Origin of the sequence: Brevibacillus centrosporus (genome assembly GCF_046622605.1) — a bacterium.
GTDB classification, from domain to species: Bacteria; Bacillota; Bacilli; order Brevibacillales; family Brevibacillaceae; genus Brevibacillus; species Brevibacillus centrosporus.
This window is the reverse complement of sequence record NZ_CP176856.1, coordinates 127304-147500: the sequence shown is the minus strand read 5'-3', so window position 1 is coordinate 147500 and position 20197 is coordinate 127304. Positions and strand designations below refer to the sequence as shown.

At 49.7% G+C, this 20197-nt stretch carries 19 protein-coding genes and 6 tRNA genes (1 of these 25 only partly in view); 2 read left to right on the top strand and 23 right to left on the bottom strand.

Annotated features, from left to right (window positions below; translation table 11 throughout):
* The 6 genes from ACLIN2_RS00845 to ACLIN2_RS00820 all read right to left on the bottom strand — a co-directional run.
* Positions 1–40, bottom strand: a tRNA-Lys gene (locus ACLIN2_RS00845) (it extends 36 nt beyond the left edge of the window).
* A gap of 39 nt (positions 41–79) precedes the next feature.
* Positions 80–156, bottom strand: a tRNA-Asp gene (locus ACLIN2_RS00840).
* 57 nt (positions 157–213) lie between these two features.
* Positions 214–290: transfer RNA gene (locus tag ACLIN2_RS00835), tRNA-Met, on the bottom strand.
* 30 nt (positions 291–320) lie between these two features.
* A tRNA-Val gene (locus ACLIN2_RS00830) sits at positions 321–396 on the bottom strand.
* 82 nt (positions 397–478) lie between these two features.
* A tRNA-Glu gene (locus ACLIN2_RS00825) sits at positions 479–552 on the bottom strand.
* 18 nt (positions 553–570) lie between these two features.
* Positions 571–663, bottom strand: a tRNA-Ser gene (locus ACLIN2_RS00820).
* 453 nt (positions 664–1116) lie between these two features.
* Here ACLIN2_RS00820 and ACLIN2_RS00815 point away from each other — a divergent pair.
* Positions 1117–1557, top strand: coding sequence for a GNAT family N-acetyltransferase (locus ACLIN2_RS00815; RefSeq protein WP_092275053.1), 441 nt, complete (start codon positions 1117–1119; stop codon positions 1555–1557).
* 58 nt (positions 1558–1615) lie between these two features.
* On the opposite strand, the gene ACLIN2_RS00810 is transcribed toward ACLIN2_RS00815, so the two are convergent.
* The 8 genes from ACLIN2_RS00810 to ACLIN2_RS00775 form a co-directional block, all read right to left on the bottom strand.
* Complete coding sequence (locus ACLIN2_RS00810) at positions 1616–2380, bottom strand: type III pantothenate kinase (protein ID WP_411503023.1); 765 nt, start codon at positions 2378–2380, stop codon at positions 1616–1618.
* Between the two features lie 11 nt (positions 2381–2391).
* Entirely contained in the window at positions 2392–3237 is an 846-nt protein-coding gene (gene nadC, locus ACLIN2_RS00805) for a carboxylating nicotinate-nucleotide diphosphorylase (RefSeq protein ID WP_400588052.1), read from the bottom strand.
* Complete coding sequence (nadB, locus tag ACLIN2_RS00800; RefSeq protein ID WP_411503022.1) at positions 3227–4849, bottom strand: L-aspartate oxidase; 1623 nt, start codon at positions 4847–4849, stop codon at positions 3227–3229. Before nadB ends, nadC begins: the two co-directional genes overlap by 11 nt.
* Positions 4850–5101: 252 nt before the next feature.
* Positions 5102–6364 (bottom strand): group II intron reverse transcriptase/maturase, encoded by a 1263-nt coding sequence (gene ltrA / locus ACLIN2_RS00795; RefSeq protein WP_411501590.1) that lies wholly within the window; start codon positions 6362–6364, stop codon positions 5102–5104.
* A 608-nt stretch (positions 6365–6972) separates the two neighbouring features.
* Positions 6973–7398, bottom strand: coding sequence for a Fur family transcriptional regulator (locus ACLIN2_RS00790; RefSeq protein WP_092275041.1), 426 nt, complete (start codon positions 7396–7398; stop codon positions 6973–6975).
* Positions 7399–7440: 42 nt separating this feature from the next.
* Positions 7441–8280: a metal ABC transporter permease gene (locus ACLIN2_RS00785; RefSeq protein WP_411503021.1), complete on the bottom strand. Its 840-nt coding sequence runs from the start codon at positions 8278–8280 to the stop codon at positions 7441–7443.
* Positions 8281–8313: 33 nt separating this feature from the next.
* Positions 8314–9084: a metal ABC transporter ATP-binding protein gene (locus ACLIN2_RS00780; RefSeq protein WP_092275035.1), complete on the bottom strand. Its 771-nt coding sequence runs from the start codon at positions 9082–9084 to the stop codon at positions 8314–8316.
* A 159-nt stretch (positions 9085–9243) separates the two neighbouring features.
* Positions 9244–10212, bottom strand: a complete 969-nt coding sequence (locus ACLIN2_RS00775) for a metal ABC transporter substrate-binding protein (RefSeq protein WP_411503020.1) — start codon at positions 10210–10212, stop codon at positions 9244–9246.
* A gap of 210 nt (positions 10213–10422) precedes the next feature.
* On the opposite strand from ACLIN2_RS00775, the gene ACLIN2_RS00770 reads away from it, so the two are divergent.
* The gene (locus tag ACLIN2_RS00770) at positions 10423–10914 is read left to right on the top strand and encodes a PCYCGC domain-containing protein (RefSeq protein ID WP_092275031.1); all 492 of its coding nucleotides are present in this window, start codon (positions 10423–10425) and stop codon (positions 10912–10914) included.
* Positions 10915–11049: 135 nt separating this feature from the next.
* Here the strand turns inward: ACLIN2_RS00770 and nadA are convergent, their stop codons facing one another.
* From nadA to ACLIN2_RS00725, 9 genes are all read right to left on the bottom strand, one after another.
* Positions 11050–11994, bottom strand: coding sequence for a quinolinate synthase NadA (gene nadA / locus ACLIN2_RS00765; RefSeq protein WP_092275028.1), 945 nt, complete (start codon positions 11992–11994; stop codon positions 11050–11052).
* A 314-nt stretch (positions 11995–12308) separates the two neighbouring features.
* The gene (locus tag ACLIN2_RS00760) at positions 12309–13187 is read right to left on the bottom strand and encodes an HAD family hydrolase (protein WP_411504500.1); all 879 of its coding nucleotides are present in this window, start codon (positions 13185–13187) and stop codon (positions 12309–12311) included.
* Between the two features lie 100 nt (positions 13188–13287).
* A complete protein-coding gene (gene ftsH, locus ACLIN2_RS00755; protein ID WP_411503019.1) occupies positions 13288–15207 on the bottom strand; it encodes an ATP-dependent zinc metalloprotease FtsH in 1920 nt (639 codons plus the stop codon).
* A gap of 69 nt (positions 15208–15276) precedes the next feature.
* Complete coding sequence (gene hpt / locus ACLIN2_RS00750) at positions 15277–15816, bottom strand: hypoxanthine phosphoribosyltransferase (RefSeq protein WP_092275021.1); 540 nt, start codon at positions 15814–15816, stop codon at positions 15277–15279.
* Positions 15813–17240 carry a tRNA lysidine(34) synthetase TilS gene (gene tilS, locus ACLIN2_RS00745; protein ID WP_122961450.1) on the bottom strand — a complete coding sequence of 476 codons (1428 nt, stop codon included), beginning with the start codon at positions 17238–17240 and terminating at the stop codon, positions 15813–15815. The genes hpt and tilS overlap by 4 nt, the downstream gene beginning before the upstream one ends.
* Positions 17218–17664 carry a threonine/serine exporter family protein gene (locus ACLIN2_RS00740; RefSeq protein WP_092275015.1) on the bottom strand — a complete coding sequence of 149 codons (447 nt, stop codon included), beginning with the start codon at positions 17662–17664 and terminating at the stop codon, positions 17218–17220. Before ACLIN2_RS00740 ends, tilS begins: the two co-directional genes overlap by 23 nt.
* Positions 17665–17668: 4 nt before the next feature.
* Positions 17669–18418, bottom strand: coding sequence for a threonine/serine exporter family protein (locus ACLIN2_RS00735; RefSeq protein ID WP_411503018.1), 750 nt, complete (start codon positions 18416–18418; stop codon positions 17669–17671).
* A gap of 50 nt (positions 18419–18468) precedes the next feature.
* Positions 18469–19419, bottom strand: coding sequence for a serine/threonine protein kinase (locus ACLIN2_RS00730; RefSeq protein ID WP_327933684.1), 951 nt, complete (start codon positions 19417–19419; stop codon positions 18469–18471).
* On the bottom strand, positions 19409–20170 hold the full coding sequence (locus tag ACLIN2_RS00725) for a VWA domain-containing protein (RefSeq protein WP_092275004.1): 762 nt from the start codon (positions 20168–20170) through the stop codon (positions 19409–19411). Before ACLIN2_RS00725 ends, ACLIN2_RS00730 begins: the two co-directional genes overlap by 11 nt.
* Positions 20171–20197 lie beyond the last annotated feature (27 nt).

The following is a 20197-nucleotide window of genomic DNA, read 5'->3' as shown; positions in this document are numbered from 1 at the left end:
GATTAAAAGTCAGATGCTCTACCAACTGAGCTAATGGCTCGTACTATAAAATTCGCCATGTACACATTTAAAGTATAAATGGCGGAGCTGACGGGACTCGAACCCGCGACCTCCGGTGTGACAGACCGGCGTGAACTCCAACTTCACCACAGCTCCATATTCAGTTGCACCCTACAGGTACTTCGATCCTCCTTAAAACGCAAGGAGAAAATTTGGTTGCGGGAGCAGGATTTGAACCTGCGACCTTCGGGTTATGAGCCCGACGAGCTACCGAGCTGCTCCATCCCGCGACAGGGACCTGATCGGTCAAGTAATGAAAATGGTGGAGGCTGACGGGATCGAACCGCCGACCCTCTGCTTGTAAGGCAGATGCTCTCCCAGCTGAGCTAAGCCTCCACATCCCCACAAAGTGACGTTTATGCTCTGAAGCATATTCCGAGTACTTTGCGGCCCCCCAACAAATGAGGGTTCTTATAGGTGACCCGTAGGGGATTCGAACCCCTGTATGACAGCGTGAAAGGCTGCTGTGTTAAACCGCTTCACCAACGGGCCAATATGTAAGGGTGATTATGGCGGATGGAGTGGGATTTGAACCCACGAGACGGGTCGACCCCGCCTACACGATTTCCAATCGTGCTCCTTCGGCCGCTCGGACATCCATCCATGTATGATAAAGGATCGAAGCGATCCGTGTTGTTTCCCTCACGGAATTACTATGTTACCAGATCTCTTGGTTTTTCGCAAGTACTTTTTTAATTTAGTTTAAAAAAGTTCAATCAGATAACACATCGCTGTCAGACACAATAGCCATTCTATATCGTAGAACACTCAATGTCAACGATAAACTCAAGTCTTTTATCATTTTTTTGTTTTTTCATGGCGCCAAGTGGATCTGCGATTATCATAACCCTCGAAACCTGAAAATACTCTTCTCACTTCCCCTACAACTTTCAGGTTGATTTTCTATTTTATACCTCCTGATTAAAGTAAGGGAGCAGATGTAAGTTAACCGACTAGGCATCCTTTATTCCATACTTGCAGCTAGCAGCATGTTATTCTTTTCTTATGGCATCTGTTCTTTTTCTTTCTCCTAAATTAGAAAGGGGGCTTCCTTTCATGGTCCTGATCCGTCAGGCTACTTTACAAGACCTCACAAAGGTCTGCCATATCGATGCTGTTGTTCTGGGAAATACCAGCCGAGCTCAAGAATTGAGCAGTAATGTAACAGCTGGAGAATGCTTTGTTGCGTGCGAGAATGCTGAAATTATTGGTTTTATCGTGATGGATTATAGCTTTTTTAAACAGTGCTTTATCCCACTCCTGATTGTACATCCTCAGCATCAAAATCGAGGAATCGGAGCAGACCTCATCACATATGTAGAGTCGGTTTGCACAAAAGATAAACTGTTCACTTCCACTAATCTTTCCAATAGGCCCATGCAGCGCCTCTGTCAAAGGCTGGGCTTCATTCAGAGTGGAATTATTGAGAATCTCGATCCCGGAGACCCAGAAGTCATTTTTTATAAACCGCTCCAGAGGAATAGCGAAACGGACTAAAACAAGACAAAAAGCCGCATGCTCTAACATGAGCTGCGGCTTTCCCATCCCACTCAGCCTATTGATTTCGTTCGTAAATCAGCCGCAGCCCTTTTAAAGTCAAATACGGATCGACGATGTGGATGCACTCCGTCTCTGTTGCTACTAATGATGCCAGCCCACCAGTCGCAACGACTTTGGGCTGGGTTCCGTACTCGGCAATAATCCGGCGAACGATCCCCTCTACCTGCCCGACAAACCCGTAAAAAATTCCAGACTGCATCGCCGCAATCGTGTTCCGTCCAACGACACTCGCAGGCTTAGCGATCTCGATTCGTGGGAGTTTGGCAGCACGACTAACCAACGCCTCCGTGGAAATCCCGATCCCTGGAGCAATGGCACCACCCCAATACTGCCCCCGCTCATCCACATAGCAAAAAGTCGTCGCTGTCCCGAAGTCAACCACAATCGTCGGGATACCGTAGTAGTGGATGGCAGCTACCGCATTTACAATCCGGTCTGACCCCACTTCTCGCGGATACTCGTATTTGATGTTCAATCCCGTCTTGATTCCGGGCCCGACCAGCAACGGCTTTTGACGCAAATACTTTTCACACATCCGCTCCATCGTATGGTTGGAAGGCGGCACGACAGAGGAAATGATGACCCCACTCACCTGGGAAAGGGTCAAACCTGCATGCTGGAACAGGCTTGCTACCAGCATGCCGTACTCATCTTCGGTCTTGTTCCGATCCGTAGAGACACGCCATTGCTGCCGCAGCTCGTCCCCAGCATACAGACCCATCACGATATTGGAGTTGCCGATGTCTATCACCAGTAGCATGGCAATGCTCCTCAGCGCTTGCGCGTATTCAAATCAAGGCTGATATCAAATGCCTTGACTGAGTGCGTCAGCGCTCCTACCGATATGATATCCACGCCGGTTTTCGCAATGGAACCGATCGTATTCAGGTTCACTCCACCAGAGGCTTCGACGATCGCACGCCCAGCAATCAGTTGAACCGCCTCCACCATTTGCTCGTTCGACATGTTATCCAGCATGATGATATCGGCCCCTGCATCCAGTGCTTCCTGGACTTGCCCCAATGATTCCGCCTCCACCTCGACCGTCATCGTATGCGGAATGGCAGCGCGTGCGGCAGCAACAGCTTGCGCAATCCCACCAGCACCTTTGATGTGATTGTCCTTGATCATCACCGCATCGTACAAAGCGAACCGATGATTGTGGCCTCCTCCGACGCGCACCGCGTATTTCTCCAGAAAACGCATGCCAGGTGTCGTCTTGCGCGTATCGACCACGCGGGCTTTAGTGCCAGCTACAGCCTGTACGTACTCATTTGTTTTTGTCGCAATGGCTGACAGGCGCTGCATCAGGTTTAGGGCCAATCGCTCTCCACTCAAAATCGAACGGACAGACCCGCTCACTTCTGCAATTTGCTGGCCGTATTCCACGCGGGTACCCTCCTCTACCTTGGCCGTAAAGGTCAGCTCTGGATCAACCGTTTCAAACACTTGCTGTGCGATCTGCAATCCGGCTACGATTCCCGCTTCCTTGGCATAAAGAATCCCGATTCCCTGCTCGCCCTCCGGAATCGTACTCATCGTTGTAATGTCACCGAAGCCCAAGTCCTCGTGCAGCCACTCTTCGATTTTTCTTTGCAGCTCTCGTTTATTCCACATCGTTTTTGCCACTCTCCTCCTGGACGCCAGCAGAGATAGACTGCACCAAGTGCTTGCGCCAAATTAAGTCGTCCTTCTCAGGGAAATCGATGCGATAATGCCCGCCCCGACTTTCTTCTCTCATGAGGGCAGCCCTGGTCGTCAAGACTGCTGTATTCAATAAATTGAGGTATTCAAAATCTTCCCGTTCCATCGGGATATCCTGAAAGTCCTGCTCCATGCGCTCCAGCTCTTCCAGTGCTTTACGCAGGCCTTTTTCATCCCGTTTTACACTCACATAGCGCAGCATCAGCTTTTGCAGCTTCACTCTTTTTTCGCGTGTACCCGCAGCGTGACGCTGTCCAGGGTCTGCTACCACCCTCTTAGGCAGAACATCCGGCAAATCCGGCAGCTCTTTGATCCGCTCAGAAATCCGATGGCCAAAAACAACAGCCTCTGACAAAGAATTGCTCGCCAGGCGGTTGGCACCGTGAACCCCTGTGCTCGATGCTTCCCCGCACGCAAATAATCGTTTGGTAGAAGTCTCGCCATGCAAGTCCGTTTGCACACCACCCATCATATAATGGCAGGCAGGCGCTACCGGGATCCAGTCTGTTACCATATCTAAACCATATTGCAGGCAAAATTGATAAATCGTCGGGAAACGATGGCGAATCAATTCCGCTGATTCATGTGTAATATCTAGAAAAACGTTCGTTGCATTCGCTTTTTCCATCTCGGAGACGATCGCCCTAGCCACCACATCACGGGGGGCAAGCTCCTTTTGCGGATGGTACTTGTCCATGAAACGCTCGCCATTGCTATTGCGCAGCACCGCTCCTTCACCTCGAACAGCTTCGGAGATGAGGAAACGTGGTGCGCCTGGATAGTAAAGGGCCGTTGGGTGAAACTGAATAAACTCTACGTCCCTGATGCGAGCACCTGCCCGATAAGCGATCCCGATTCCATCTGCGGTCGCAATTTCCGGATTTGTCGTATAACGATACAGCTGCCCGGCGCCACCTGTCGCGAGTACCGTCGCATCTGCTTCCAGGAAAAATAGCTCGCCGTTTGGCTCCCGCACGATCACACCTACGCACTCGTCATTCTGCGTCACGACATCGATAGCAAAATGATGCTCGAGTACCGTAATGTTCGGCTGTTCCATGACTCGCGCAGATAAAGCGCGAACGATTTCCGCTCCAGTCGCATCTCCATTTGCATGCAGGATTCGCCGTTTACTGTGTGCCCCCTCTTGGGTAAGCTCGTAGTGTCCCTGCTCGTCCCGATCAAACTCGGTACCGTAGGCGATCAGCTCTTGCAGCCGATCCGGTCCCTCATGCACCAGCACGTCCACCGCGTCGTATGAGCAGAGTCCTGCACCTGCGATCAGCGTATCCTGGCGATGCAGCGCTGGCGTGTCTGTTTTGGCTGTCACCGCAGCGATCCCACCCTGCGCCCAGCGAGTATTGCTATCGTCCAATTCCTTTTTACTGATCAATACCACATCTGCATACTCGCTCGTTTGCAAGGCTGTATACAAACCAGCGATCCCTGCTCCAATGATAGCCACTTTCGTTTTCCTTCGCGGCAAAGCGTGCAAATCAAAGTCGACGATATAGCGGGGAATCATCTCGTGTCCCTTCTCTCCTCTTGATAGGTTAAGCAATGAAAAAACCGATGATTTCCAACTCATTATAGCAAATCTTTCGGGTTTATCGACCATGTTCGAAAACTTGGATCGCAAGCCTTTTGCATCCAAAGGGTACTTGGCACTTATACTGGATAAGGATCTCATCAATCCTTCCTGTAATCGAGTAGGAGGGAGCGACTAACTCCCGTCCTCTCACACCACCGTACGTACCGTTCGGTATACGGCGGTTCATCAAGCTTGACGAATGACAGAATATCGTTGTAATAAGCTTTTCAGCCCTTGTTGTTGCCAATATGCAACTCCGAGGGCTTTGTGCATTTGAGGAGTCTTTGTGGTACGCCATGCACCCTTTCTGGTGTTTGCAATTTCTATTGCTTGGACGTGCGATAAACCCAGAGAGCGAAGTTCTCGATATCGGGTTCGTACTCGCTTCCACTGAGACCACAAGCAAAGTCGAAGTCTACGTCGTATCCATTCGTCGATAGATTGAAGGATTTTCTTTGCATCCGCAAGGGCAAAATATCCGATCCAACCCATGAGGTACTGGTTTAGCTTCCGAATCCTTTCATCCATAGAGATGCTCCATACCGGATTAGTGATGAAGCGGATTTTCTCTTTCAACTTCAGAAGTGATTTTGGATGAAGCCGAATCCTTGCTTGTTTTGCATTAGTGAAACCGAAACCGAGGAACTTACGCTTCCAAGGTCGATCCACTGCGCTCTTCTGCTCATTTACTTTAAGCTTAAGTACCTTCTCCAAGTAGCTTTGGATACTTTCTTTTACCCGTTCTCCCGCCCGCTTTGTTCTCACGTAGATATTGCTATCGTCTGCGTATCGACAAAAGCGATGTCCCCTCTTTTCCAGTTCTTTATCCAAATCGTCGAGCAAGATGTTCGCCAATAACGGACTAAGTGGACCACCTTGTGGTGTGCCCTCTACTGCCGAAAGGCAGATGCCATTGACCATGATGCCTGCTTGTAGATATGCGCGAACAAGTTTCAACAAAGCTTTATCTTTTACTTTTCGAGCAACCCGACTCATTAAAATATCGTGATTAACCCGGTCGAAGAATTTCTCTAAGTCCATATCCACGACAAAGCGATATCCTTCGGAAATATAAAATTGTGCTTGTCTCATGGCGTCATGCGCACCACGGTTCGGTCGGAATCCGAAACTGGATTCTGAGAAGTGGGGGTCAAATATAGGAGTAAGAACTTGGAGGATGGCTTGTTGAATAAAGCGATCTATCACGGTAGGAATACCTAATAACCTTACTCCTCCGTCAGATTTCGGGATTTCGACTCTGCGGACAGGGGAAGGTTTGTAGGTCCCTTTCATAATCTGCTTTTTAGTGGTCAACCAGTGTTCACGGATATAATCGCGCAGTTGTTCGGTTGAAACACCGTCGATTCCCGCCGATCCTTTGTTTCTTTCCACTCTTTCGAGTGCCACTAATAGATTTTCTCGTGACAGGACTTTCTCCAACAGCTCCATGACGATACCCTTCCTCCGCACGCATCCTTCTAGTCTTGCCGGACAATACTCAGCCCTCTCTTGTACCCTCAGGGCTTCACCCATTTTCTCCAAGAGTAGTTCCTTACAGAATTCTGCTTCACAGTATTATCACGAAAGTGATTAGCGGATGTGTTGACTTAATGTTCAGCCCTTCCCCGTTCAAGCGTCCTTTACTTGGGTACTATGGCTTCTGCTGACTTCTGCATGTTCAGCGTCTCCTTACGAAGACGGTTACCAACATTTGAAGGCACTTCATGCAGACCTCCCCAGGTAAGAGCGATAACTTTCATCCCATGTACCTGCCCAAGTTTACTGCTGTATTCCTTGGCTGTATGGGGCTTCGTCTTGTTTGGCAGACTCACCCGAATACAACAGCCTCAAATTGGGTTCGTGTACCTCAGGTCGGGACTTTGCCGCCGGCTTCCTTCAGATTCCACCTCGCGGTGGACACCCTTGCCTTGGGCTAACGGTTGGTACAGCCAACCCCCGTTCGGGACTTACACCCTAGAGCTATCGCCCATGCTGGGCGCACCAAAAAAGAGCACCTCCCTCATCGGCAGATGCTCTTCTCTGTTTCTTACAAAGGTTTAGTTAGTGTGCGCTACGCAATCCTTACATGTTCCGTACACTTCAAACTTGTGGCCAGTGACCTGAAAATCATCAGGTACAGCTGACATGATATTCATCGGACAGCCGGGTAACGAAGAGGTTTTTCCACATTCCGTACAAATGACGTGATGGTGGTGATGTCCATCTGTCGAACATGCCAACCGGAATTTACCCTCCCCGTCGAGCTCGGTTTCCTCGAGAATCCCCAATTCCACAAAAGTGGAGATATTGCGATAAACGGTATCAAAGCTGAGCGAAGGATACAGCTCTTTGATTCGCTCCATAATATCTTTGGCAGACAGGTATCGCTTCTCCGCCGCGCAGATGCGAATCATCTCCTCCCGCTTGCCGGTATACTTGAATCCATGATCTTTCAAGATCTGCAGCGCTTCTTCTACTTTCATCGACAAACTCTCCTTCCTTTTGTCTTTACTGGGTTGGTTGATCTATCGCATGAGAACTCGCAGTTTTTTTACACCTAAGACGACCAGCAAAATCAATACAGCCATTAACACAATTGTACCACCAGATGCCCAATCTAACAGGTAGGCAAAATACAATCCGGCCAGCACGGATATTTCCGCAAACAGGATCGAAAAGAAAATCGTCTGGCGGAAGCTTCGAGCGATCTGCAGACTAGTGGCAACCGGAAGTGTGATCAAGGCCGAAATCAGCAGGACACCGACAATGCGCATAGAAGCCGCAATCGTCAACGCCACGAGTACCATAAACCACAGGTTGATTGCTCGGCGCGCTACACCCGATACACGGGCAAACTCTTCGTCAAAGGAGACCGCGAACAGCTCTTTGTAGATGAGAAACACGGTTCCCAGTACAACACCCGCTACACCGACGAGTGCGTACAAGTCCTCGATCGATACCGTCACGATCTTACCGAATAAGTATGAGTACAAATCCGTATTAAAGCCGTCGGCGACACTGATCAGAACCGTAAACAGGCCCAAGCCAGTGGACAGGATAATCGGAATGGCCAGGTCTTGATACGCTTTATACACCTTGCGCAGCCGCTCAATAAACAAAGAACCAATCACCGCAAACAGCATCCCGAAAAACAACGGATTTACGGCAGAGAAAAATGCGATTTTCTTGGAAACCAGCATCCCTGCCGCCACACCCGAAAGTGTTACGTGCGAAAGACCATCTGCCATCATCGACAAACGACGTACAATCAAAAAAGTCCCGAGGATGGGACAAATCAGTCCAATCAAAATCCCTGAGAACAGGGTATACCTCAAAAAATCATACTGCCACCAATCAGCAAGCATGTTCATGCTCCTTCTTTTCCATGTTATATACAATCAATGGTGATGAGACAGCAGTTTTACTGAATCACCGTACATTTGCGTCAGGATTTGTTCGTGATTGTGAGCGAACTCGTGCGCCGTTCCATGGAAATGGATTTTCTTTTGAACACAGGCTACCTTGTTTACCCACTGCGTCATGACACCTACATCGTGGCTGACAATCATCATGGTCAACCCATTTTCTTCTTTCAGGGAGCGCAACAAGCTGTAGAACTGTTCAATCGACTCCTGATCCACCCCGACAGTTGGTTCGTCCAAAATGAGCAGCTCCGGCTCCGCAACCAGTGCACGGGCAATAAATACACGCTGCAGCTGACCGCCCGACAAGCTGCCAATCCTCTGATCGAGCTTGGCTGTCAATCCCACACGCTCCACCGCATCCCGGACCTTTTCGTGATGGTGAGCTTTCAATCGGCGAAAAAGTCCAACCTTGGCAACCAGCCCGGATGCGACCACTTCCCGCACCGTTGCAGGAAAACCACCAGCACCATGAGCGACCTGCTGGGCAACGTATCCGATTCGGCTCCAATCCCGAAACTTCGAGAGCGGCTGCCCGAACAGCTCGACTGTGCCTTTGGTCGGCGACAGAAGCCCGAGAATGAGCTTCATCAGCGTGGATTTACCTGAGCCGTTGGGACCAACAATCCCGACAAAGTCACCGCGCTCCAAAGTAAACGCCACCTGGTCGAGAACCATTTTTTCTTCATATTGAAAGGAAACGTCCGTGAGCTTTACCACAGCTTCTCCTTTGGTTATGCGTTCCATGAATCAATCATTCCTCAAATCGGATTTGTTCTGATTTAATCCCCTTCATCCTACTACGATTTTGCGAGGACGACAAGGGCTAAGGTGCAAAATATAAAAAGCAACATCTTCTATAAGCAAAGATGCCGCCCGAAAGAGCGACACCTTCATTATTCCCATTTATTTTAACGCTGCGCGCAGCGTCTCGATATTTTCACGCATGATGGACATGTAATCACGGCCTGCTTTGACATCCTCTTCCGTCAAACCTTCCAGCGGATTCAGTGTCGCCGTCTGCACACCTGCCTCCCTGGCAATCACCTCAGCGACTTTTGGAGACACGAGTGTTTCAAACAAAACGTACGAAATTTGATGTTCTTTCACATGTTCCACCAATTCTTTCAGCTGCGATGGCGATGGCTCGTCAGCTGGATTCACTCCGGAAATAGCCACTTGTTCCAAGCCATAGCGGTTCGCCAGATAGCCGAATGCGCTGTGAGAGACCATGAATTCCTTTTTGGAGGACTGCGCTACCATGCCCTTGAATTCTTTATCCAATTGATCCAGATCTGCAGACAGCTGCTGGAAGTTCTTCTCGTAGTCGGCAGCATGGGCCTGATCCTTTTTCACCAGAGCATCCTTCACCTTCGCAGCTTGCTCTTTCAGTTTACTAGGGTCCAGCCATACGTGCGGATCTTTGTCCCCATGATCATGACCTTCCTCTTCGGTCGCTGCCTCTCCCTCGTGCTCATGCTCCTCTTCCACCGCATGCAGCAGATCCATTCCTTCTGTCGCATTAACAATGGTCGTTTTATTTTTATCCATACTTTCCACTGCCTTGTCTACCCACAGCTCCAGACCACTGCCGTTAAAGGCAAAGATGTCTGCCCCTGACAATGCCACCATATCTTTGGCTGTAGGCTCGTAATCATGCGGCTCTACCCCCGGCGGAATCAAGTTAGTGACTTCGATATGATCGCCACCAATCCGTTCGGCAGCGTATTCCAGCGGATAAATTGTCGTGTATACTTTTGGCTTAGCAGCCACACTCCCCTCTGCTGCTGGAGTGCTTGCTGTTTCCTTGCTTCCGCAGCCAGCGATCCCCACAGCTGTTACGATGCTCAATAAAGCCAACAGGCTCTTCTTCATTTTTCTAGTCATCTCCTCTAGTAATTCATAATCATTCCGATTTACTTGCTTCCCGTTTTTCATTATACGGACAGTCAACCAGAATGTAAATAGGATTTATTACGATTTAATAGGCATATTTAAACATCTATCCCCATACAGCTTCCTCCCGTGTGAATTTGCGCTGGGAAAATCTTATACGGTAAAATAGGCGGGAGGAGGTTTGTCCAGATGAAACGGAAATCATGGTTAACCATTAGCGTCATGACGGTAGCCCTGTTAACTGGCTGTGGTTCTAACGATCAAGCTGGTCAGGAGCATGCCAGCCATTCCCAACACGCACCAAACGGCGATCTGCAGGAAATGACCGCTTCCGCAGACCAATTGCCGAAATTTCTCGACAATCAGGACCCTGTCATCGTGGAGTCCTACAAAGTGGCCGCTGCCAATCGCGAACTGTTAAAATCCATCCCTTGCTATTGCGGCTGCGGCGAGAGTGCCGGTCATCAGCATAATGGCAACTGCTTTATTAAAGAAGAAAAATCTGACGGTTCCATCGTATGGGATGATCACGGAACTCGCTGCGGAGTTTGTATGGAGATCGCCGTTATTTCCTCCAAGCTGAAGGAAGCCGGGAAAACGACAAAGGAAATTCGCGACTACATCGACAATACTTATAAAGAAGGGTACGGAAAGCCAACTCCGACTCCCATGCCTTCGTAAGAAATGGAAGACTACTGCGAAAATGGCAAAGCCCAGAACCATGAGTTCCGGGCTTTTTAGCGTTTGGCGGATCGTTGCCTTGCCCACAAAAAAACTGCGCCTGCCGGAGCAAACGCAGCTTGTGATATCCTCTTATTAGCCTGGAGCTACTTCCAGCATTCTTTCCAGCGATGCTCGTGCTGCATCAGCCACATCCTGCGGTACGAAAATCTCCGGCTTCATGTTCTCCAGAGCTTCTACGCACTTTTTCAGGTTGTTTACTTTCATGTTTGGACATACCAGATACTTGGAGGCAAAAATGAAGGTTTTTTCCGGACTGTCTTTTTCCAGCATGTAGCGCGTTCCGTCTTCGGTTCCGATAATGAATTCCTTGTGGGAGGACTCGCGGCAATATTTCAAAATGCCGGTCGTAGAACCCACATAATCCGCCAACGAAACCACTTCTGGACGGCACTCCGGGTGGACGACAACGACTGCTTCCGGATGCTGCTGCTTCAATGTCATGATATCCTCGACAGACAGCTGGTCATGCGTATTGCAGTACCCTTCCCATATGATCATTTTTTTGTCGGTAAACTGGGATACATAGTGGCCCAAGTTCTTATCCGGCACCCAAATGATCTCGTCCGTGTCGAGTGATTCAATAACCTTCTTGGCATTGGACGATGTACAGCAGATGTAGGTTTCTGCTTTTACGTCAGCGGATGTATTAATGTAGGCGACAACCTTTGCGTTTGGATGCTGCGCTTTCAGCTTGCGCAAGCCGTCTACATTCACCATATCCGCCATCGGACAGCCTGCTCGTTCATCGGGAATAATAACCGTCTTTTGGGGATTGAGAATTTTTGCACTTTCTCCCATGAAGTGAACACCACAGAACAAAATCACGTCTGCATCCGTTTCTTTGGCCTTTTGAGCGAGTCCAAAAGAATCCCCGATAAAATCTGCTACTTCTTGAATTTCCGGCCGTTGATAAAAATGTGCCAAGATAATAGCATTACGCTCTTTCTTCAACTGCATCAATCGTTCACGTAACTCAGCGTTGCGCTGGGCTTTTTTTTCTAACGCTAAAGCGTCCATGGAAAAAATCCCCCTACGTAGGTGTCATAATTAGGGTCATTGTAAGCTGATTGCTTGATCTTGTCAATGTAAGCGTTGTTATACGCCTAATCAAAAAAGCTCATACCCAAAAGGATATGAGCCTTATCTCCAAAAGATCCCATGATTTCGTGACGACTCTGTAGATCCAATAATTCTTTTCGCCTCATACGCATTCCCTCCCCCTGCCCAGTCACTGCGCTCATTATAATTGATATCAATTCTCAACAATAGAAAAAAAACCGTTCGCGTACGAACGGTTTCTTCTCGTGCAAGCTATACACAGTTTTTGTCCCTTATCGTGAAGGCGTCTCACCCAGGACATGCTTCCAAATAAACTGGGCCACGCCATCCTCATTGTGATGTGGTGCAACAAATTTGGCGATTTCCTTGATTTTGGACGAGGCATTCTCCATCGCCACCGAGTAGCCAGCCTCGGTCAGCGCCTCCCGATCATTTTCCGCATCGCCAAAAGCCATCACTTTCTCTGGCGCTATCCCCCACAGCTGGCAAAAATGCCGTAGTCCTTCCCATTTGGAAACGCCGTGTGAATTGATCTCTATGTTGGTACTTCCGGATGAAGTAATGGAAATCTGACTTTTCCAGGCAGCAAACTGATCGGCGATCCACTTCAAGCGCTCCGCATCGCTTTCCCAAATGAAAAACTTCACGATCTCAGCTTCACCCGTCTCAATATTTTTCAGCATTTCTTCCAGAGGAACCACTTTTGCAAGCCTATACAAGGCAAACCGCCGCATAGAAACTCCCTCTAACGAAGTGCCCTGCTCGATAATTGGTTCCAGACGATCCCGATCCTCCTGCACCATCCAGCGATTGCTGTTTGTATCGTGCATTTCGTAGTAAACCGGCTCCGAATCTTGTCTGAGTGCATGGATTGCTCCGATGACCATCTCTTTTGCTAAGGAATAGCGGCGGATCAGCGTTCCATCCTTTTCGTAAAGGGCAGCCCCATTGCTGCAAACATAACCGTCGAAGGGAAACGAATCAATCGGAATCTGTGCGGAACCAAACATTCTTCCTGTCGATAGTACCAGCTTGCAGCCTGTTTCCTGCAGCTTTAACAGTGCTTCTCTGTTTCCCTTGGACATTTGTGATGCCTCATTCAACAATGTACCATCCATATCAAATGCTGCCATCCCCGGTGTAAGTAGCATCATTTCTCCCCCTCCACTGATTCGGTTGATTATGCTTCTTTATGCTGAGCAAAGTGTCGCTTTTCCCTTTTATGACGAAAAGAGGCACCTGAGGCGCCTCTTATTGTTTCGGTTCTTCGTTTGTTTCGTCTTGTTTTGGTTGAATGTTCACGACCACATCGCTATTTGTCAGTGGATCGTTTTCCATTTTGCCTGTCTCAATCAGCTGTCTGATTTGATCCGCATCGAGAGTCTCGACACGCAGCAAAGTGTTCGCAATCAGATCGAGCTGGTCACGGTGCTTGGTCAACAAGTCCGTACATTTTGCGTAGCATTCGTTGATGATGTTTTGCATCTCCTGATCGATCTCGTAAGCAATCTGATCAGAGTAGTTGCGCTCGCTGCCATAATCACGACCCAGGAATACTTGGCCTTGGCTCTTACCGAACTGCATAGGACCCAATTTGCTCATCCCGTATTCCGTAATCATGCTGCGAGCAATGGCTGTTGCACGTTGGAAGTCATTGTGTGCACCGGTACTGATATCGCCGAGCACCAATTCTTCTGCGACACGTCCACCCAAAAGTCCGACGATCTTGTCGAGCAAGTCTGTCTTGGTGGCAAAGAAACGGTCTTCTTTTGGCAGCATGACCGTGTATCCGCCAGCCTGACCACGTGGGATGATCGTAACCTTATGTACCATTTCGGCATTTCTCAAATGATAGCCGATGATTGTATGACCAGCTTCGTGGAAAGCAACCAGACGTCTTTCGTCTTCGCTGACAACACGGGACTTTTTCGCCGGACCAGCAATGACGCGGTCGATGGCTTCGTCCACTTCCACCATGTTGATTTGCTTTTTGTTTTTACGGGCAGTGAGAAGGGCTGCTTCATTCAGCAGGTTCTCCAGATCCGCACCGGTGAAGCCCGATGTACCGCGAGCAATCACATCCAGTTTGACGTCCTCACCCAGCGGCTTGTTGCGAGCATGTACTTTGAGTACGGCTTCGCGGCCTTTGATGTCAGGGCGATCCACTGTAATTTGACGGTCAAAGCGTCCCGGACGAAGCAATGCCGGGTCAAGAATGTCTGGTCGGTTGGTCGCAGCCACCATGATGATGCCTTCGTTTCCACCGAAGCCGTCCATTTCTACGAGCAACTGGTTGAGAGTTTGCTCACGCTCGTCGTGGCCGCCGCCGAGTCCAGCTCCGCGTTGACGACCTACAGCGTCAATCTCATCAATAAAGATAATGCAAGGCGCATTTTTCTTAGCATTTTCAAACAAGTCACGCACGCGGGATGCACCGACCCCGACGAACATCTCTACGAAGTCAGAACCAGAGATGCTGAAGAACGGAACGCCAGCCTCACCTGCAACTGCACGAGCAAGCAAGGTTTTACCTGTACCCGGAGGACCTACGAGCAGTACGCCTTTCGGAATGCGGGCACCAACAGCATTAAATTTGCGCGGGTCTTTCAGGAATTCTACAACTTCCTCCAGCTCCGCTTTCTCTTCGTCTGCACCAGCTACGTCGTCAAACGTAACGCGCTTCTTCTCTTCGTTGTACAGCTTGGCACGGCTTTTCCCGAAGTTCATGACTCGGCTGCCGCCACCTTGCGCATTGTTCAGAAGGAAGAAAAACAAGATGAAGATGATCACAAATGGAATGATCGAGGTCAAGAACGTGAGCCAGATGCTGTTGCCCTCCGCCGGATGCACCTCTACCTTTTTCACTTTTTGTTCATCAATCTTCTGCTCTACCAAAGAGATAATGTTGGAATCATACAGTGGAACGTTGGTGAAGAATTTGTTGCTTTCCTGTCCCGGAATTGCTTTAGCCAATGTACCATCCACTCTGTATGTACCATTCTCAGGGCGAATAGCCATCTCTGTGATGTTATCGGCTTGCAACTGTACCCGGAAATCCTGATATGTAAGTTTCCCAACCTTATCAGTACCGGAGAGGATGAAATTCACGATCCCGACCGTGACAAGAAAAATCAGTAGGTAGAACCCGGTATTACGAAAAAAGCGATTCATTCCTTACCTCCTCTCACGAACAGACACTTTTGACATTTTATCATATTAAGCAGGGTCTCCACAACAAACCTACTTTGTGTAGACCTCAGGCTTCAATACCCCAATGTACGGCAGATTACGGTAGTGCTCCGCATAGTCCAGTCCAAATCCGACAACGAATTCGTCCGGAATGTCAAAGCCGCTGTAATCCGGTGAAATGTCCACCTTGCGACGTTCTGGTTTGTTAAGCAGCGTTACTACTTTGACAGAAGCTGCTTCGCGATGGCGCAAAAGCTCTACCAGTCGGCTGAGTGTCAGTCCGCTGTCCATAATATCTTCAACAACCAGGACGTGACGGTTTTGCACCGAGGAATCGAGGTCCTTCAGGATTTTCACCATGCCCGAGGACTCTGTGCCGCTTCCGTAGCTGGAGACAGCCATGAAATCCATTTCGCATGGAATATCCATGTGACGGATCAAATCCGCCATGAAAACAACGGCTCCTTTTAGCACGCAGATCACCAAAGGGTTTTTATCCCGGTATTCTGCAGCCAAAGTCTTGCCCAATTCCTGTATTTTGCCTGCAATTTCGCTCTCAGATAGCAAAATCTTCTCGATGTCTTGATTCATGAAAAAACCTCCCGCCAATCTTCTCCAAACTCTACTCGCACATGTAGGAAACGCTTCGTTCGTTCATCTACAGGCGCTGCGGCGGAACGGCGTACACCCGGTACCAAAACCACTTCATCCCCCGCGATCAAAAGCGGCAGCCGATCTCTCCAGGCTCTCGGAACTTTTGTATCAATCAACAATTCCTTCAGCTTCTTTTCAGAGCCTGAGCCAAATAAAGCGAGACGGTCACCTGGTCTTCGATTGCGCAAAAACAGCGGCCCTGGCAAACGATCGGCATCAAAAACCGCTTCGTTCTCCGGCAGTCGCTCCCAATCCGTAAGGCGTTCCAGATAATTCGTATGTACCCAAACCTCGCTCTCTGCGATCCACACCTTTCCTGGAACAGGGAGCTCATAACAATACATATGTATGCGTTCTTCTCGTCCTTTTGGACAAAAATGAATTCGACCGTACACCCGGCTCACGACCAGCTGTCCAGGCAAATGCAGTTCAGCAGAAGGACGGCTACCACCTGACATGTGCAACACTGCCTCGACATGCTGAGAAGACCACTCAGTTTGTTTAGAGACATAATCTAATATTAGAGTAATCATTCTCCTTTGTAAAGCAACGTCACAGTTTTGAAACGGTTCGTTGTCAATCACAATCTCGTCTGGTTTTCGTACGATCAGGACCTTTTCCAGTTGCTCAATCGCGAGTCTCTCCAAAAACGTATGGTCTTGGTGGATCGCCTCTGCCGCCTCGAGAATATGTTCCCGATAACGCTCATTGACCTCGGCCAGCAGCGGCATGACTTCGAGCCGCAGCAGATTTCGTTTGTACTTGCGGGAGCGGTTGCTGCTGTCCTCACGTGGATTCAGCCCGTTCTCCTCACAGTAGCTCTCCAGTTCCTTGCGAGTCACATGCAAAAGAGGGCGTACCAGCTCGATGCTTCCCTCTTCCAACCAGCGCCTTTTCGGCATTCCGGACAAACCCTGCATTCTCGTCCCCCGCACAAACCGGAACAAAATCGTCTCAACCTGATCATCGGCATGATGAGCGAGTACCAGCTTGGTCGCTCCTTGCTCTTTTGCCACTTGCCGGTAAAAGCCGTAACGAATTTCTCTGCTGGCCTCTTGTCCCCCCATCCCTGTCTGCTCCATGTAGGCGGGCACGTCGAATTCAAACAAGTGGAACGTGACGCCAAGCTTCCCGCAAAGCTCCTGGGCGTAAGCAGCGTCCAGCCGTGCCTCTTCCCCGCGAAAACAGTGGTTCAGATGAACAGCGTGAAGCTTCCACCCGTAGTGATAGTTTTTATTGAGAGCCGCCAAGATATGCAAGAGAGCGGAGGAATCATTCCCTCCCGAAACACCCACGACGAGGGTCTCCCCAGGCAGCAGGAGCTTCTCACGCAAAATTTCACTGTGCACGCTTGCCAGCATAACGGGCTCCTTTCACGATGGTGACTACGGAAATTCCAAAAATCAGCCCGGAAGCAATAGCCCCCGCTACCATTAAAGTCTTCGTAGCCAACGTTATGCCTTCTACATAGTCGTTATTCACAAACGCAAGCATGGATTTGTACGCTAAAGACCCTGGAACCAATGGAATAATGCCGGCGACGCTGAAATTAGTAGAAGGCACGCGCAAAAATATCGACATCACTTGGCTGAGCAAGGAAACAATCGCGGCAGATACGAAGGTCGACAGCAGAACTTCCGCATTTAGGAGCGGCAAGAACGAATAGACGAGAAACCCGACCATGCCGGCGATGCCTCCAGCCAAAATCGTCCGAACAGGCACATTGAACAAAACACACCAAGCCATGGATGAAATGAAGCTGAGCGCCAATCCTTTCAACAACATCTGATCACCTCATAAACCAGAGAATAATTGCTGTAGCCACGGCAACAGAAATAGCGGTCAGCATGGCCTCTACTCCGCGTGAAACACCTGCCACCAGATCGCCCGCCATCAAATCACGCAGCGAGTTGGTAATCGCGATCCCCGGAAACATCGGCAGCATCGCCCCAATAATGATGATGCTAATGTGCAGCTCAGGGAAGACAGTCACAGCCAACAAGGCAAACAAGCCACCTAGTAAAGCTGCCGAAAACTCGGTAAAAAATTTCATTCGAACAAACTGTTCCAAATATTCCAGGCTGAGATTGACCGTCAACCCAGCCAGGGCTGACGGAGCCAGATCGTACCAGGTACCTCCCGCGAGCATGGCAAAAGAGCCGCTGGCAGTAGCGGCCGCCAAATGCTGCACCCACTTCGGGTACAGCGGTTTTTTTTGATCAATCTCACACAATGTCAAATACGCCTGCTCCAAGGTTATGCCTCCACTCACAAAGCGACGGGAAACATCGTTGACCAGCGTAATCTTGTTCAGGTTGGTTGTCCGGGACGGCGTACGCACCATGCGCGTATGGTCCAGACCTTTGCATCGAAAGGAGAGAATAATACTCGTCGGAGTCGCAGAGCTGTTGACGTCATCCATCCCTGCTGCTTGCGCAATCCGCGCCATCGTCTCTTCCGTACGGTAGGTCTCTCCCCCGTTTTTCAAAATAATCGCGCCTGCCAAAAGACAGGTATCCATCACCAAATCTGAGGACAAGACCGTCACATCCTTATCTAAACCTCTATATTGCCTTGTTCCTGCAAATCTCACATGAACCAAGCGTAATAAAGTGTGCCAGCCAAAAGCAACAAGGACGCGACAAACAGACCGCTAATCCCCATTCCTCCTGCCCCAGATGTCCGCTTTTGCTTCTGTATGTGCTTCTGCTTTTGCGGGGCGGCAACTGTGAGATCTTTTAAAATCTCCAGCATCTCTGCTCTCATTTCCCCTGCTGTCGAGTACTTCCCGTGAAAGGCTTTCAGGAGTGGCACTCGATAGGGGTACAGGCCGTCACTTTTCCGTATTATATCACAGAGCCATACCGTATGCCGCGTTTCACTGTGACTGCTTTTCCACGTTTGCGGATCGACAGCGAGGCGCACCATCATGACTGCCGCAGAAAACAAATCGTAGCTGATTTCCGCCTTTCTGTCTCCCGCATGCCAGTATGCCCGGTCGTACTCCTCGGTGAACTGCCGAACCGCGTTTCCCTGCTTGGTCACTCCCCCAAAATCAATGAGCCGGACCTGCTTGCTCGATTTCGTCACCATCACATTTTCCGGCTTCAGATCTCCAAACACCCAACCGTGCTTGTGCAAAACATCGAGACGAGCCAACAGCTGGACGATCATCACAGCGACCCAGTCCACTCCGGATTGCCTGATATATCGGTCCAGCTGCTCCCCCTCCAAGTATTCCATCGCGTAAAACGTGCATGGCTTGCCATCAATCACCAGATCGTCCACATCACACAGGAGCGGTCCCACTTGGGAATCCCGCCCCTGCTGCACGCTTTTCAGCACATTGACTTCCATTAAAATATCCATACCTTCTGCCCCGACCTTGACCGCCCGTTTGACGCCGCCCTGGGTAGTCAAATAAACGGCGCCGTTCGCTCCACGCCCCAACTCCCTTAAGACGTGGTACGATTTTTTATTCCATTTGCCCTGAAACTGACGCGGCAAGCTGGGAATGTGGGGCGATTGATTAAAAGACATGGTCACGCAGGCTTCCATCTTCGTTATCGTCGGACTCCATGTCGGCATATCGCTCGGATAGAGAGCGCGGGAGCTTCACATGCTCGAACAAGGCGATCGCCTCTACAATAGCCGGTCCAGTAGGCGTAATCCCGCTCATCGCCAGATCACTGCTGATCTGATGAGCCTGTTCGACCTTTTCCGTCCATGGAATGCGCACATCCAGGTGCTTTTGTTTCCCAGGAAATGAACAGACGGCCATCCGACTCTGACCACTGCGTGAGTGCAAGCTGATACTGAAGTCATGTATGGCCTGCTGCACCGCAGACAGCTTTGGCTTCATGCTCCCCGATGTATCCACCAGCATGACGACATTCAGGCTGCTTTTCTCTCCCAGCTCGTCCACCATGCCGGCTACCTGCACTCGTTTTTGAGGCTCCAGCTCTTCTATACCCGAATCGCCCAAAATCTCTTTCAATTCTTTATTGACTACTTGGTGAATCGTACGCGTCATCGCTTTGCGCGTGAGCATTTGCACGGTTTGTGCCAGTTGCTGCGGGTAGACAATATCGCAAAGGCCACCTCCTGCTTCTGCAATCTCGCGGATCTCCATCTCGCCCTTTTCACCCAGTTCGCTTTTTTCAATCACACCGATCACGTTCACCGTAATCCCTTGTTCTCTCGCAAGAGCTGCTGCTGCCACCGGGCTCATCCCGGTATTCGAGCATCCGTCGGTGACAACCAAAATTTGCCGAAGTGTCGCTTCTTTCACAAATTATCTCCCCATTCTGCTTTTTAG